Origin of the sequence: Flavobacterium lotistagni (assembly GCF_011392125.1) — a bacterium.
GTDB lineage: Bacteria > Bacteroidota > Bacteroidia > Flavobacteriales > Flavobacteriaceae > Flavobacterium > Flavobacterium lotistagni.
In genome coordinates this window covers 98,378-114,151 of record NZ_JAAJBU010000004.1, presented here as the reverse complement: position 1 = coordinate 114,151, position 15,774 = coordinate 98,378, and the positions used below count along the sequence as shown (strand labels likewise).

Here is a 15,774-nt window from a genome sequence, read left to right as displayed (position 1 = left end):
CCAACAAAAAAGGGATATCAAGTTTGATATCCCTTTTTCATTTATTGCTTAATCAATCATTAGTGCTTGACAATAAATTTACGAGTGTCTTTAATACTTCCTTTACTTAAGTCAATAAAATAAAGTCCATCACTCAAACTGCTAGTGCTGAGTGTTACTTTGTTCAAAGCCGTAGATAAAACTGTAGCATTTATTTTTTGTCCAATAGAATTGAAAAGTGTGATGGTGTAATCATCAATGTTTTCCAATTCAATACTCATTTCGTTTTTAGCAGGAACTGGATAAATAGCCATGTTGAGTTTGGCATTTTCAATTGTTGCCAAAGCTGCTGATGTTACACTTAAAGTATGATTCAAACTATTATAACCGGTGATGCTTTCCCACATATTGTCATTAGCAAAACGGATAGCATACTCTGGTCTGGCTGCCAAAGTTGGAGCTTTATCAGGAAGATGCAAATACATTTTATAGTTGCCAGTAGTCAAATTAGTTGGCAAAGTTAGATTTTGAGCAATAGTGATTTCATTAGGACCCAACCATAATCTTGGATCGGTATTCAACTGAATCGGATACACTTGGTTAGTCGTTAAATTTTTCAAAACTATATATGCCTTTCTTTCATTAAATGGCGAAGCAAATCCTTGATTTACAATTTTAAGTACAATTGGTAAAGTTGATCCTAAAGCAACAGAAGTAGGCAGAGTAGCTGTTTTTAATTCGAAACGATAACCCAATTTTTTCTGTACATCTACAAAACAGTTTTGTGTTTGAAAACCATCGATAACATCAGGATAATAATCTAAATTGAGGTATGACCAATGGAATTTATTCATCTCAAACAAAGCTGTGGTACAATCAGTTCTTGGTGCATTTAAATCACAAGTTTCGCCACCCATTGGTAAAAATTTGGTTTCCTGTGCCAAATAAGGATATTCTGTTGTAACGTTATCATAAGTGCCATTGTCATCAGAAGAAGCTAAGAAACAATCGTTGTGATGCCCAAGCCTAGCAATGGCCGATTGGTTGAACGCTTGTGAATTAGTCAATGGAACCGTTGAATACAAATCGTATTTAAATGCTGGTTTTCTGAGTTGAATCATTCGATCCAGTGGCAAAGCACCCAAAAAGGCGTTAACCACTTCTTTACGGTTGTCTAGATTAGTTTGTGTAAGGTTCGTTTGATTATAACCCCAACCGCCAAACTCAGCCTGATCAGTATAAAACCATTCGCCCCAAGTACCGATAAATCCGGCTTGTGCTACAGCAATTACATCGGCATTGGCTAAAAGAATTGGTTTTAATTGCGCAATGTGGCTTAGAATTGTGGCTTTTGAAGCATCTCTAGGAGAATCGTCAGTATCGCTTGAATAGGTGAAACGAATCACACATTTAATTCCGGCATTTCTGATTTTAGTAAAATCACTTTGCATACTCGTCAGATATGCTGCTGAGATTGGGCCGGTTTTAAAATCATTCAACTCAAAATTTCTGTAAATCAAAGTAATGTTGTTATTCAAACGATAATTAGTAAGACTGGTTTGATTTAGAGTTGATCCGGTTGAAGTGTGCTTGTAGAATCCTCTTTCAGGATTTGAAATTACTGCACTTGAAGCTGTATAAGTAAGATTTACGGTTTGAGCACTTCCGAAAGCAAAAAGAAGTGAACCCAATAAGGTGAGTTGTTTCTTCATAGTTTTGTAGGTTGAATAGCTTAATTAGTTTAACTTGAGTTTAATGTTTGAGTTTTGGGTATGAACACGAACATGGCAAATGTATATAGATAAACTACACAAATCATCGTTTAAAATGTTAAAAAATTAAATTTCATCGACGAACTACACAAAACATTCAGTATTGTAAGATTAATCTTTTTAAATTTTGATTTTTTGTACGATAAACTGTATTTTTTCATCAATAAACTTTTTAACAATCTGATTTTTTGTTGTTTATAACTTAAAATTTGTGTCAAAATCAACATAAAAAATATTTAGTATTTTTAGAAGTCAACAAGGTAAATATTTAAACCATAATTTATATTATGTAAAATAGATAATTTTGGTTATAGAACTTATTCGACTTTATATTTCAACCTCTTTCTACTTCATCAGAGCAATACATTTCTTATTTTTGTTACGGATTTACATTACAAAATGAGAACTATGAATATAATTGCCGAACGCATCGCTGACTTTCTTAAAGATTTTCCACCTTTCAACAATCTTACTATAGATGAATTGCGCACCGTTGCTTTAAGCATTCGTGTGATTAATTTAGAGAAACACAAAATCCTATTCAAAATTGACGATGCTTTGCACGATTGCTTCTATATGGTAGCTTCAGGCGCAATTAATCTTTCGGTTATTTCAGATGCTGAAGAAACACTCTTAAATAAATGTATTGAAGGAGATGTTTTTGGGCTTCGTCCGTTCTTTGCAAAAAACAATTACATGATGACGGCCAAAGCGCGTGAAGAGTCTGTTGTTTACGCTATTCCGATTGCTACTTTCCGCCCTTTTGTGGTTCAAAATGCAGAAGTGTTAAATTTCTTGTTAGAAAGCTTTGCCAACAATTCAACCCATCCCAGTGATCAAAACCGAGGTAAATTATTGTCTGATAACGTTGTATATAGTGGCGGGCAACAATCTGAAATACAATATTTCCAATCGCTTACTTACAATAAAGCACCACTCAAAACGACTCCAAATAGCATCGTAAAAGACGTCGCGCAACTCATGACTGACAATTTGAGTAATAGTGTTTTGGTTACTGAAAATAATTTCCCGATTGGTATTGTTACCGATACAGAAATGCGCACCAAAATAGCTACTGGTCGATTTCCTTTAACCGCCACGATAGATAAAATCATGTCATCACCTGTAATCACGGTAGCTGAAAATGTTTCCTTAGCTGAAGCCCAACTGCTTATGCTTAAATCGAATATCAGCCACATTTGTGTAACGCAAGACGGTTCTGAGAAATCAGAAATCAAGGGCATGATTGCCGAGCACGATTTAATTGTTGCTCAAGCCAGTAATCCTGGTATTCTGATCAAAGAGATCAAACGCTCTCAAGACGCAAAAGATTTAAAGAAAGTGCGTTCCAAACTGGCCGATATGATTCAGTCGTCTATTGCCAAGAACATTCCGCTTACACACATCAACAATATCACCGGCGAAATCAATCTCGCTATCATCAAGCGCTCGGTAGAATTATCGATTTTAGAATTGGGCTCACCTCCTGCTCGTTTTGCCTGGCTGTCCATCGGAAGTCAAGGCAGAAAAGAGCAATTGCTATTAACCGACCAAGACAGTATTCTAGTTTTTGAAGATGTGGCTGCAGAAAAATACCGTGAAGTCAAGGATTACTTTTTGAAACTTGCAAAAAAAACTATCGGAAACCTTGAAAAAGTGGGTTATCCGCCTTGCCCAAACGGACATGCTGCCAACAACATTCAATGGTGTAAATCACTAACAGACTGGACCAAACAATATGAAAATTGGATGAATACACCCGGCGAAGTAAGCAACGAAATTAGCAGTATTTTCTTTGATTATGAAATTGCTTTCGGAGAAACCAAAATTGAAGAAGCCATTACCAATGTGATTTTTACCAACATCAAAAAGAGCAAACTTTTCTTTGATTATTTAGGAAATGATGCCCTGAGAAAGCCTCCGCCACTGAGTTTCTTTAAAAAATTCAATCTGGAGGAAGACGGACCTAACAAAGACAAATTCGACATTAAAACCCGTGCTTTGATGCCACTAATTGACGGTGCAAGGTTATTTACAATGAACAACAATATCCGAGGAATTAACAACACCTACTTACGATTCAAGCAATTAGCTATGGTCGATCCAAAACATTCTGAAATTTATTTGAATTGCGCTGAAGCCTTTCTAATTTTGAGTAAATTCCGTGTTTTAGAAGGTTTGAAAACCGACAGTTCAGGACAATACATTAACATAGAGGAAATGTCTAAAGCCGATCGTGAAATTCTTAAAAATGCACTCAATCCGATTAAAGATCTTGAAGAACTCATCAAAGATTCATTTCAACTGACCCAATTCTCTTAAGTTATGTTCGATTGGATTAAAAATATCAACAAAGAGTATCCCGAATTTTGGAAAAATTATGTTTCAAAGTTTGAGAAAAAAGCTACTAGATTTGTGGTCATCAGCACCGAAACAACTGGTTTGAATCCTAGCAAAGACGTAATTCTATCAATAGGTGCAATTGCAGTGGAAAACAATAGTATCGTAGTGCAAGATCATTTTGAAGTGGTTCTTTTGCAGTACCGATATTTACACGACAATGGCCTTTCGAACGAGTTTATCATTGAAAGTAACTTGCCTAAACTAGGTGAACCTGAAGCCATACAAGCTTTTATTGAATATATAGGAAACGCGATTTTGGTTGGGCATCGCATCCATTTTGATATTGAAATGATTAATGAAGCTTTGTATAAAATGGGGTGCAGTCGGATTAAGAACGAGGCACTCGACGTCGAGATTATGTATAGGAAACTGAGTGATATCACCGACAAGCAATTTTCTATCGATGACCTTTGCAAAGCATTTAAAATTACTAGAAGCGACCGCTATGCTTCATCTGAAGATGCTTACACCATTGCGCTATTGTTCCTAAAATTAAAGTCGCGGCTCAATTTGCCTATTTAATTGAATTCGTCTTTCAAAATTTCCGTGGTGGGTTACCGATATTGGATTATTGGAGATTTTATGATATGGGATTCCGTTTAAATCTTTCTCAATATTGACAAGGTCAACCTCACTAATATTATGGAAATCTTCACTATTCAAAACCGCTTCGCTATATATATAAGATGAATTGATAGTAGTTCTAACCCAATAAAAATCATGGTTGGTAACTACCTTTCCTAGCAAAATACCATTAATATAAAAAGGCAATTCACAACTAAATTGTTTCGGATTGAAAGCTCTAATTTTAGTGGCTCTATGGTAAATTTTATAAGCCGCTTCTTTCCTACTCCATAAATTCCAGAAAAAAATTTCGGGTTGATCGGCACCTAAAATCAACTGCTGTTCAGGCAGATTAAATAACTTTTCAATCAAACCTTTTCGTTGATAATTACTTTGTTTAGAAGCCAATTCCAAATCAATGATATCATTGCCAATCATATCTTTAGTTTGTTTTGAATAATTTCAACCGTGGCTTTCACAGTTAGCATTTTCTGCATCGATTCGTTGTCGATTTCAATGCCGAAAACTTCTTCAATATCGAGCACTATATCGACTAAATTCGCTGAATTGATTTTTAAATCGTTGATGAAATCTGTATTCTCATTGAGGTCGTTTAAGGCTTCAACTTCAGTTACATATGGCTTGACAATGGCTATGAGCTGGTTTACAATTTCAGTATTTTCCATACTATTGGGTATATTTTTTAAAGATAACACAAGCATTAACATCACCAAAACCAAAACTTGCTTTAGCTATAATATTTATTTGCTTTTCCACCATGCGTTGAGGAATTCGCTCATTTGCTACGATTTCGGCAATTTCGGGATGCAAATCCTCACAATTCAAATTTGGAAAAATAAATCCGTGACATAACTCAAGCACAGTGGCCACACTTTCTATGCTACCTGCGCCAGACAAACAATGCCCAACCATCGACTTCAACGAATTAATATAAGGGAAATCTTTTCCTTTTCTATTCAAAGCTGCAACCCAATTCAAGATTTCAAGGCTGTCTTTGCTCGTGGCAGTCAAATGCCCATTAATGGCCTCAATTTGTTGAGCAGAGATGCCTGCACTTTCGATCGCTTTTATGATACATCTTTGCACGGCAACAGAATTTGGTGCTGTCATTGTTCCCTCACCTCTTTGCCCGCCAGAATTGATATTTCCACCTAAAACTTCTGCATATATTTTAGCACCTCTAGCCATAGCAGTTTCTAAATCTTCAAGAATTAAAGCTCCGGCTCCACTGCTCGGTACAAATCCAGAAGCACTAGCACTCATCGGACGTGAGCCTTTTTCAGGTTCGTGATTATGTTTGAAGGTACAGACTTTCATGGCATCAAAACCGCCCCAAATATAAGGCCCAGAATCGCTAGTACTACCGGCTAAAATGCGTTGGGCTTGTCCGGAAACAATTCGGTCGTAAGCCATCAGAATACTTTCAGTTCCTGTAGTACAAGCTGAGGAGTTGGTCGTAACTTGATTTCCTAAGCCCAATTTGCCGGCCAGATAAGCACTTACGCCACTATTCATAGTTTGGGCAACAGCAGTACTACCTAGTTTCCGAGTTTGAAAGTCATCAATCTTGTAAATGCTTTCGCGAAATTTATCGATACCTGAAGTACCGGTGCCGAAAATAGTTCCAGAATCCCAATCCGGTACATCTTGGCTTACAATAGGCAAACCGGCATCAGCCCATGCTTGCATTCCTGCAACAACGCCATATAAAATCCCGGTGGAGTTGAAATTTCGCAATTCCAAAGTAGTAAAGTATTTTTCTTTTAGAGCGTCTGAAATTTCAGGTGTTCCCGAGATTTGACACGAGAATTGCAACCGATCTAACTCAGGATTAAATTTAATACACGATATACCATTTTGTATGGCTTCAAGAAACGCAGTAACCCCTACTCCATTGGGTGCCACAACGCCTAATCCGGTAATAACAACTCTTCTTTTCATGTTAAAAATTCACAATCATTCCGGCGATAATGCCTTGACAAACCAATTCATTTTGACTGTTCTTCATACTGACTTTACATTTGAGTTTGCCAAATCTGAAATAGATTTTCTCAGAAGTAACAGTAACTTTTTCGTCAGGAAAAACAGGCTTTAAAAACTCTATTTCAGTTGATGTTAAGGCAATTAAACCATTTGATACCAACTGATTATTCATTAAAAAGACACCCAAACATACTACTCCAATTTGTGCCATAGTTTCAGTCAATATGACGCCCGGTGTAATGGGTTGGCTTTTAAAATGACCTCGATAGAAATCGAGATTTTCATCATAAGTAAAACAGCCCTCGACTCCATTTTCATTGATTTTCAGAATTTCATCCACAAATAGAAAAGGCTTGCTATAGGGCAACTTGGCTATAATTTCATTACTATTCATCTACGCTAATTTACACACAAATTGACTCAAATTCCATTGTTCTCAAAACTCTAGTAGCACTCTTTGAGCAGAGAATCCGGGCCCAAAACTCAACATCAAACCTTTTTCGCCAGATTTGGGTTTTCTCTCCAATATTCGCTCTAAAACATATAGTACAGTAACACTAGACATATTGCCATATAAACGCAGTACTTCTTTGGTAGCTTCAAGATGCTGACCCGAACTTTCTATCAAAGTTGCTACAGTTTGCATTATTTTTTTACCGCCAGGATGAAATATTAAATGGTTGATGGCTTCCAAACTCAAATTGTTTTTGGCTAGAAATGGACGAATAATATCCGGAAAATGCTTCGCAATGGTTTCAGGAACTTCGACATCTAGCACCATTTGCAAACCTGAATTTGTGAGTTTAAAACCCATCATATGCGCTTGATCATAGAAATGATACATCGCTTCATCAATAATCTCTGGCCCAGAATCCTCAGCGTTCGACGAAAGCAAAACACATGCGGCACCATCACCAAAAATAGCAGCACTCACGATATTGGCCATCGAGAAATCGTCGAGCTGAAAAGTAGCCGTTGGAGATTCAAGCGCCACTACAGCAGCTCTTTTTCCAGGATTCGCTTTTAGGAAATTCTTCGCGTAAATGATTCCGGAAACACCAGCGGCACAACCCATTTCGGTTACCGGAAGCCGCACAATATCATGTTTTAACCCAACTTTATTAATCAGGTAAGCATCAACGGACGGAATCATAATTCCGGTGCAACTTACTGTAATGATATAATCTACATCTTGCGGTAGCCAATTCGCTTTTTGCAAGGCCGAACGAAGCACTTTCTCGCCTAAATCAATCATTTCACGAACATAAATTTCGTTCTTTTGTTCAAACGATGTGGCACTAAAAACTTCCATTGGATCCATAATCGAATACCTTTTATCAACGGCAGCACCTTCGAAAATCTTGATTACTTTTCGAATGAAACGCTCATCCTGACCCGTTAACCATTGTTTTACCAACGGAATAATTTCGTCAGTTGAACGCGAATACTGGGGCAAAACTTTGGCAACGGTAGTAATTTTAACACTCATGATTTATAGATAATCCATTGGTAACGAAAAGCCCATTTCCAGACAATACTATATCGGGCAAATTTTAAATTCTTGGAAAATGATACCAATTCGTCTTTGGTAAAGCCACGTAAAATCGAAGTTAGCCCATCTTCTTTAGACATTCGGTTCAAGCGAAAAATCAGGCAAAGCAATTGAAACAAATAATAAGCGATTTTGCTTCGATGCAAATCATTCACCACTATACCTTTGCTTGCAGTTTGATTCAAACGGTTCAAGAGCGCCATAATTTGTTCGTTCTTGAAATGATGCAAAGTAAGTGTACAGAGCACAATATCTATAGGTTGTTGCTTAAAATCGAACTCAAGAATATCCGCAGCAACATATTCAATGTTCGGATAAGTCAACGAAGATTGTTTAGCATAATTGGTCGTAAATGCATTGGCATCGATACCTGTAAGCTTGAAATTAAAATCATTTTTACAACCGTAATTAGCCAAACTTCGAAGCATATCGCCATTACCGCAACCCAAATCAACAATATGAACCGGTTTTTCCTTTGACCAATCTTTGAGCAATTTTTTGACACTTTTAATCGTAAGTTGATTACCACCAAGCCATTTATTAATTGCTGCTATTTTATCCAAAGCATCGGTCAGCAAATGGCCTTGCAGGTTAAAATCATCCATGATTTCGGGCTTCTCTGTTCTATGCTTGGTACTAATCATGAATAGCTATTTTTTTTCCGTGCGTTCGATTGATGACCTGTGAAAACAACGGTGGATATTGAATAAAAATACGGATTAAAAAATTTGATAGTTGCGGTCGTTGTAAAATACTGCTGAGCATTCTTCCGGCACGCAATCTGGTTTTAAAAGTTTTGTTCCAAAGCACAGCATATTCAATTTCTAGTGCTTTGCGGGTTTTGATTTTCATATGGCAATAATCGTCAATCAACTCACTTAGCATTTTAGCGCTATGAATCGCCATCGCCATACCGTTGCCACATAAAGGATGTATTACTCCGGCACTGTCGCCAATCATGAGCAGATGGTTTTCCACCACATTCTTTTTATCGAAATGGATTTGACTGATGGTTAGCGGCTTTTCAAAAACAGGTTCAAGGCTTTGGAAAATGCTTCTTAACAATGGGTTTTCCGACAGCACTTCAGATTGGTATTGCTCGATGTTTCGATAGGTTTTGAAAGTTTCATAATCGGCCAGATAGCAGATATTTATTAGGTTGTTCTCCACTTTCGACACGCCACAATAGCCACCTTTAAAATTGTGTAAACCAACTACGTTTGGCGTAAATTCACCACGGTAATGCGCTTTTACAGCCAGCCACGGCGATTTCTTAGAAATGAAATTTCGATGGAGTTTTTGATCGAGGGTGGAGCGTTTTCCGTAGGCGCCGATTGCTATATCTGCTGTGAGACTTTCACCGTTTAGTAAATCGATGGTAAACTGCTCACGTTCGAAACCAACATCAGTTACTGTTTGATGGACGAATTTGCAACCTTGCGACAACGCTTTTTCATACATGTAAAAATCGAGTGCAAAACGGCTCAAACCCAAACCACCCATCGGTAACTCGGAGCGAATAGACTTGCCGGTTGTTGTCGAAAAATGCAAAGAAGAAATGCGCGCCGGCTGCAAACTTTCTAAATCAATACCGAGCCATTGCAAATAAGGAACGATTTCGTTGGAAATATACTCGCCACAAACTTTGTGTTTCGGAAAAGTACTTTTTTCAATTATAGTAACCTTGTGACCGAGCTTAGACAAATGAATTGCCGCGGTCAAACCAGCCAAGCCTGCGCCTAATATTACTATTTCCGGTGCTTTTTCCATTGTGGTAAAGCTAGTCAATATGGCGCTAGAAAAGTTGATCGTGACGCGAAAAATTTATATAATTCACGGCTGCGTCGCAATAAAAAAACCGCTTCTTTAGTGAAACGGTTTTTGCTTTTATAATTTTCCTGCTTTGATTTCGTCTACGATTTCAGGATTCAGCAGTGTCGTGATATCTCCAAAATTTGAGAAATCACCCTCGGCAATTTTCCGTAAAATACGCCGCATAATTTTGCCGGAGCGCGTTTTAGGCAAACCGGAAACAAACTGAATTTTATCGAGTTTGGCAATCGGGCCGATTTGATCAGAAATCAATTGGTTGATTTCAATCGATAAGTTGTTACGGTCGCGGCCTTCACCAATTTCTTTCAAGATAATATAACCATAGAGTGCATTGCCTTTGATGTCGTGTGGGAAACCAACAATAGCACTTTCAGCCACCGCCGGATGTTCGTTAATCGCGTCTTCAATTGGCGCAGTACCGAGGTTGTGACCTGATACAATGACGACATCGTCTACCCTTCCGGTAATTCTGTAATAACCGACTTCATCTCGTAAAGCACCGTCGCCAGTAAAATATTTTCCTGGAAAAGTCGAGAAATAAGTGTCTTTATAACGTTGATGGTCGCCCCAAATCGTTCGGGCAATGGATGGCCAAGGAAATTTGATGCACAAACTTCCGGTCACTTGATTGCCTTCAATTTCATTGCGCTTTTCGTCCATGAGCACCGGCTGGATTCCGGGTAACGGCAAAGAGGCATAAGTTGGTTTGGTCGGCGTGACGAAAGCAATCGGAGAAATCAAAATGCCTCCGGTTTCGGTTTGCCACCAAGTGTCTACCAGCGGGCAGCGCTTCCCTCCTACGTGGTCGTTGTACCAATGCCAAGCTTCTTCGTTAATCGGCTCGCCTACTGAACCTATCACTTTTAAAGAACTTAACGGAAATCTCTGTACATAATCCAAACTTTCTTTGGCCAATGCTCTAATGGCTGTTGGCGCGGTGTAAAACTGGGTTACGTTGTGCTTTTCAATAACTTCCCAGAACCGACTGAAATCAGGATATGAAGGAACGCCTTCAAAAATTACTGTCGTAGCGCCATTGAGCAATGGTCCGTATAGAATATAAGAATGACCAGTAATCCAGCCAATGTCTGCCGTGCACCAAAAAATATCGTTCTCTTCATAATTGAAAACATTCTTAAATGTATAAGCCGTGTAGACCATGTAACCTGCGGTAGTATGCACCATGCCCTTAGGTTTTCCCGTTGAGCCAGAAGTGTACAAAATAAATAGCGGATCTTCTGAATCCATGATTTCCGCTACGTTATTGTCTGAGGCGGCATCGAGCAAAGGTTGCAACCATTGGTCGCGTCCTTCTTTCATGTTCACGTTGGTGTTGGTTCTTTTGACCACAAGTACCTTCTCAACACAAGGACATTTTTCCAAAGCTTCATCCACAATGCCTTTGAGATCGATCGATTTGTTTCCGCGATAACCGCCATCAGAAGTAATCACCATTTTACACTGGCTATCATCAATTCTAGAAGCAACCGCCGAAGCAGAAAAACCGGCAAAAACCACCGAATGGATCGCACCAATCCTCGCACAAGCTAAAACTGCTACAGCCAATTCCGGAATCATAGGCAAGTAAATACAAACCCGATCTCCTTTTGCAATGCCTTGTTCGCGCAGCACATTGGCCATTTTTGAAACCCGTTGGTGCAATTCGTTATAAGTAATATGTTGCGCAGCTTCATTCGGATCGTTGGGCTCGAAGATAATGGCTGTTTTGTTCCCGCGTTTGGCCAAATGACGGTCGATGCAATTCTTAACGATGTTCACCTTGGCATTGGTAAACCATTTGATTTCGGCTTCGGCCATGTTGAACTCCATGACTTTGTCCCAGTGTTGGTACCAAGTGAAGTTTTCTTCAGCTACTTTTCCCCAAAACTTCCTAGGTTCGCGAATGGATTTGTTATAATGCTTAAAATATTTTTCGAGGTTGTCAATCTTATAATAACTCATGGTTGGTTTTTTAGAATAGTAATGTAAATGTAATGATTCTGTTAAATTGAAAAAGAATATTATTGCTAATTTACTATATACAAATCAACCCGATTAAACCAAAATCTCGCCGTCTTTCATTTCGATAATACGATCGCTTTTTCGGGCAAAATCATCATCATGCGTCACGGCAATAATTGTTTGTCCGAAATTCCTAGTAAGCTCCTGAAAAATATCAAACACTATTGAAGTGTTCTTGCTATCGAGGTTTCCCGTCGGTTCGTCACCCATGATAATCAAAGGGTCATTGATGAGCGCCCGGGCAATGGCAACCCGTTGTTGTTGGCCGCCTGAAAGCTTGCTCGCCGGTTTGAGTGCTTGGTCTTTTAGCCCTAAAATATCAAGTTTTTGATAAGCGCGCTCTTCTATTTCGGCGACCGAAAGTTTCCCTAATTTAAGCGCAGGAATCATCACATTTTGCAAACAAGAAAACTCTGGCAACAAATAGTGGAATTGAAATACAAAACCAATTTTCTGATTCCGCACCTCGGCCAATTCATTCGGTGTTAAACCTGTAACGAGTTGGTTGTCAATCCAGAGTTCGCCATTGTAATCGGTATCCATTGTAGACAAAATATACAATAGTGTCGATTTGCCGCTGCCCGATTTCCCGATCATCGAAAGAAATTCCCCTTTCTTGACCTCGAAACTGATTTTCTTCAGCACTTGAAATTCAGTAGGCTGGTAAAAATATTTGTCTATATTTTTGGTTTGAAGCATCTTCATCTTACTTTCTTAAAATTTCAACCGGATCTACATTGGCAGCCTTCTTCGCAGGAATGTATCCGGCAAAAAAAGTGATGATTAGCCCAATGGCCACGCCTTGTATAAACTTTTTCATTTCATAATCAATCGGGAAATAACCAATATCACCGCCAACATAAACGCGCTTGAGCACCGTAATTAGTATAGTAGCCAGCAGCATTCCGCCCAAAACGCCCATCACGCCAATCGAAACCGCTTGTGTGACAAAAATCTGGATGACGTCTTTACCTTTAAAACCCATCGCTTTGAGAATTGCAATGTCATTGATTTTCTGAGAAACGGTCATGTTCAGAATGTTGTAAATTCCAAAACCTGCCACAAGCAAAATCGTCAATGAAACAAATGTGATAATGATTTTGCGCATTTTATTGGCAGCCATCAGGGTTTCATTGGCTTGCTTCCAACCTTCGGCGTTATAACCGGTAACGGATTCTATTTTTTGGGCCACAATTTCGGCATTTTCAGGATCGGTGATGTTGATGTTGATATCGGTAATGTAACTCGAACCTTCTTTTAAAAGTTGTTGTGCCGCTGCGATATTGATATAAGATTTGGTTTTGTCGGTGTTGGAGTTGTTTGTTTTGAAAATCGCGACAATCTTAAACGTGCGGTTGACGCCTTTAGAAGAAGTAAGGTTCAGGTTGTCTGCGACGTCGAGGTTCATTTTTTCGGAAATGCCGCTGCCAATCACAATTCCGTTGGTGTTAGACTTGAGCAAATCAAAGTTTCCTTCCACGACAAACGACTTAATATCATACATCAAATTGGCTTCATCGGGTTTGATTCCCACTGAAAGCCCCGAAATTTGCGACTTGCCGTTGTTGTAAAAAACGTTGGTATTTACCTGCGGCGTCACTACGGTAACTTCTTTTTGTTTTAGAATTGTCTCTATAATTAAGTTCGGGTTGATAATCGTATTGGTAACCGGAACCACTTTAGGGTTTATAATTATCGGCGTAGTAGACTTGCTTTGAAGTAACGGTTGGCTCACTTCATCATCTTTATACAAACGAATATGCGGATTGGATTTAAAGATGGAGGCCATGGAACTTCGATCAAAACCGACCATCATGCTGTTCATAAAAATGTAAATCGACATACCTAAAACGACGCCCAAAACCGCTACAGCTGTGAGTTTCTTGTTCGAGAACAGATATGTTTTGGCAATGGCTGAGCTGATGTTCATCGTTAGGGTTTTAGCGGTAATAAAGTCGTTTGGCTGTCAATGCCGCTGAGCACTTCAACATATTCGGTAGAAATAATTCCGGTTTTAATTATTGTATTTTCGTCGTCGCCTTTTACCTTGACCTTGTTGCCAAAACCCAAATAACTACGCGGAATCAGCAGTGCGTTTTTCTTTTCGCCCACCAAAATATTGGCTTCAAGTTGGGTTCCGTAAATCGTGTGATTTAGAGGCTTGTCGAAAGTGACTTTGCAGATAAACGATTGGGTTTGCGTATCAAAAGCCGACAGAATTTCTGAAACTTTTCCGGTTAAAATATTCTCCTTGTTAGTGTTCAATTTGACAAACACCGACTGACCCAGCGCTACTTTCCCGATACTGTTCTCGTCAACATTGAGTACAGCCTGCGTTTTTTTCTGGTTGCCGACAATGGCAATCACGTCGCCTTTTTTTACAAAATCACCATTGTTCTTGAATTTCTTGACGATGGTTCCACTTTCGGCCACTACAATCGAATTGTAATTTTTTAAAACCTTGTTGCTCTGCCATTGGCCTTTGCTGGCAATTTGTTGCTGTCGGGCTTGTTGTTTTAAAAGCGCATATTGTTTTTTGAGTCCGTTCCAGTTTGATAACGAATTTTTGGCGGCCAGCTGTGCATTTTCGAACTCCACTTGCGAGCCGATGTTGTTCTGATGCAGCCGTTGATAACGTTCGGCGTTCTTCTTGTCTTGCAAATACTTGCTTTCGGCAATTTCGATGCTTTGTGCTAATTGTTGTAATGCTGGTGCGTTGTCTGTGACATTTTGGTTCGAAATCCGGAGTTCTTCCTCTGCCACTTGCGCGTTAATCTGATTCACCGGATTGTCAATATTTGCCAGCACTTTTCCTTTGTTGACGTAATCGCCAGCTTCAAAATCCAGTGCTTGTAATACGCCGTCGGTTTGCGCGGTGAGGTTATAAGAATCGTCCCATTCGAGTTGTCCGGATGCGAAAACCAGTTCCTGAATATCTTGTTTGATAGGCCGGATTTCCTGTGATGACTGACACGAAACAACCGATGCCAAAATGATTGCGGCTAGTATTTTTTTCATTTCTTGAACAATTTAAGATTGGTTTGGATGATGCGATTGCCTTCGAGATTCAAATCGATCTGGAATTGGGACAGTTTCCAACGGAGCATCATCAAACGGAAACTTCCGATGAGAATGTGAACCAGATCCAAGGTAGGAACTTCATCCGTAATTTGATTTTCCTCTTTCGCTTGTTCTATGATTCCGGCCAACAACTGAAGTTTAAAACTGATGATTTTCATTACGGCCGAGTGAATTTTTTCGGTTTCGTCAAACAAACCTTCTGAGAGAATCGCAATAATAAAATGCGGATTTTGGCTGAAATAGGCAAACTGGCTCTTGAAAATCGCCTGCAATTTCTCTGTGCCTGAAAGTTTGCTTTGACTAACTTCCCCTAGCCTGTCTTTGATATTCGATTCGAGATGTCCAATGAGCAGCACGATGATATCTTCCTTATTCTTGAAATGCCGATAAAGCGCACTTTCGGAAAAACCCATTTCCTGCGCGAGATTCTTTGTAGTCAAGCCTTTTATACCGCTTTTCATTAACAATCGCCCGGCGGCTTCTATGATTTCTATTTGTCTGGTAGAAGTTTGTTGAATCATTGGAACATAAGTTAGTGAACATTCACTTCGCAAAAGTAAAATA

At 39.0% G+C, this 15,774-nt stretch carries 15 protein-coding genes; 2 read left to right on the top strand and 13 right to left on the bottom strand.

The genetic code is table 11. The annotated features are described in order from the left end of the window. Positions 1-59: 59 nt before the first annotated feature. A complete protein-coding gene (locus G4D82_RS06540; protein WP_166335798.1) occupies positions 60-1,691 on the bottom strand; it encodes a T9SS type A sorting domain-containing protein in 1,632 nt (543 codons plus the stop codon). Positions 1,692-2,159: 468 nt separating this feature from the next. Here G4D82_RS06540 and G4D82_RS06535 point away from each other — a divergent pair, with 468 nt between their 5' ends. Together G4D82_RS06535 and G4D82_RS06530 are read left to right on the top strand one after the other, a co-directional pair. After that, positions 2,160-4,073, top strand: a complete 1,914-nt coding sequence (locus tag G4D82_RS06535; protein ID WP_166335796.1) for a DUF294 nucleotidyltransferase-like domain-containing protein — start codon at positions 2,160-2,162, stop codon at positions 4,071-4,073. Between the two features lie 3 nt (positions 4,074-4,076). Next, on the top strand, positions 4,077-4,676 hold the full coding sequence (locus tag G4D82_RS06530) for a 3'-5' exonuclease (protein WP_166335794.1): 600 nt from the start codon (positions 4,077-4,079) through the stop codon (positions 4,674-4,676). Here G4D82_RS06530 and G4D82_RS06525 read toward each other — a convergent pair. The 12 genes from G4D82_RS06525 to G4D82_RS06470 all read right to left on the bottom strand — a co-directional run bounded on the left by G4D82_RS06525 (position 4,647) and on the right by G4D82_RS06470 (position 15,731). Next, positions 4,647-5,156 (bottom strand): 4'-phosphopantetheinyl transferase family protein, encoded by a 510-nt coding sequence (locus tag G4D82_RS06525; RefSeq protein ID WP_166335792.1) that lies wholly within the window; start codon positions 5,154-5,156, stop codon positions 4,647-4,649. The genes G4D82_RS06530 and G4D82_RS06525 overlap by 30 nt on opposite strands. After that, complete coding sequence (locus tag G4D82_RS06520) at positions 5,153-5,404, bottom strand: acyl carrier protein (RefSeq protein WP_166335790.1); 252 nt, start codon at positions 5,402-5,404, stop codon at positions 5,153-5,155. The genes G4D82_RS06525 and G4D82_RS06520 overlap by 4 nt, the downstream gene beginning before the upstream one ends. A 1-nt stretch (position 5,405) precedes the next feature. Then, on the bottom strand, positions 5,406-6,680 hold the full coding sequence (locus tag G4D82_RS06515) for a beta-ketoacyl-[acyl-carrier-protein] synthase family protein (protein WP_166335788.1): 1,275 nt from the start codon (positions 6,678-6,680) through the stop codon (positions 5,406-5,408). Position 6,681: 1 nt separating this feature from the next. Next, positions 6,682-7,116 carry a 3-hydroxyacyl-ACP dehydratase FabZ family protein gene (locus G4D82_RS06510; RefSeq protein ID WP_166335786.1) on the bottom strand — a complete coding sequence of 145 codons (435 nt, stop codon included), beginning with the start codon at positions 7,114-7,116 and terminating at the stop codon, positions 6,682-6,684. A gap of 42 nt (positions 7,117-7,158) precedes the next feature. After that, positions 7,159-8,211, bottom strand: coding sequence for a type III polyketide synthase (locus G4D82_RS06505; protein ID WP_166335784.1), 1,053 nt, complete (start codon positions 8,209-8,211; stop codon positions 7,159-7,161). Further along, positions 8,208-8,918 carry a methyltransferase domain-containing protein gene (locus G4D82_RS06500; protein ID WP_235924316.1) on the bottom strand — a complete coding sequence of 237 codons (711 nt, stop codon included), beginning with the start codon at positions 8,916-8,918 and terminating at the stop codon, positions 8,208-8,210. Before G4D82_RS06500 ends, G4D82_RS06505 begins: the two co-directional genes overlap by 4 nt. Further along, a complete protein-coding gene (locus tag G4D82_RS06495; RefSeq protein WP_166335782.1) occupies positions 8,911-10,044 on the bottom strand; it encodes an NAD(P)/FAD-dependent oxidoreductase in 1,134 nt (377 codons plus the stop codon). Before G4D82_RS06495 ends, G4D82_RS06500 begins: the two co-directional genes overlap by 8 nt. A gap of 117 nt (positions 10,045-10,161) precedes the next feature. Then, the gene (acs, locus tag G4D82_RS06490; RefSeq protein WP_166335780.1) at positions 10,162-12,069 is read right to left on the bottom strand and encodes an acetate--CoA ligase; all 1,908 of its coding nucleotides are present in this window, start codon (positions 12,067-12,069) and stop codon (positions 10,162-10,164) included. Positions 12,070-12,162: 93 nt separating this feature from the next. Beyond that, positions 12,163-12,834, bottom strand: coding sequence for an ABC transporter ATP-binding protein (locus G4D82_RS06485; protein WP_166335778.1), 672 nt, complete (start codon positions 12,832-12,834; stop codon positions 12,163-12,165). 1 nt (position 12,835) lies between these two features. Further along, a complete protein-coding gene (locus G4D82_RS06480; RefSeq protein ID WP_166335776.1) occupies positions 12,836-14,059 on the bottom strand; it encodes an ABC transporter permease in 1,224 nt (407 codons plus the stop codon). 2 nt (positions 14,060-14,061) lie between these two features. Continuing rightward, complete coding sequence (locus tag G4D82_RS06475; protein ID WP_166335774.1) at positions 14,062-15,147, bottom strand: efflux RND transporter periplasmic adaptor subunit; 1,086 nt, start codon at positions 15,145-15,147, stop codon at positions 14,062-14,064. Then, entirely contained in the window at positions 15,144-15,731 is a 588-nt protein-coding gene (locus G4D82_RS06470; protein ID WP_166335772.1) for a TetR/AcrR family transcriptional regulator, read from the bottom strand. The genes G4D82_RS06475 and G4D82_RS06470 overlap by 4 nt, the downstream gene beginning before the upstream one ends. Between the last annotated feature and the right edge of the window lie 43 nt (positions 15,732-15,774).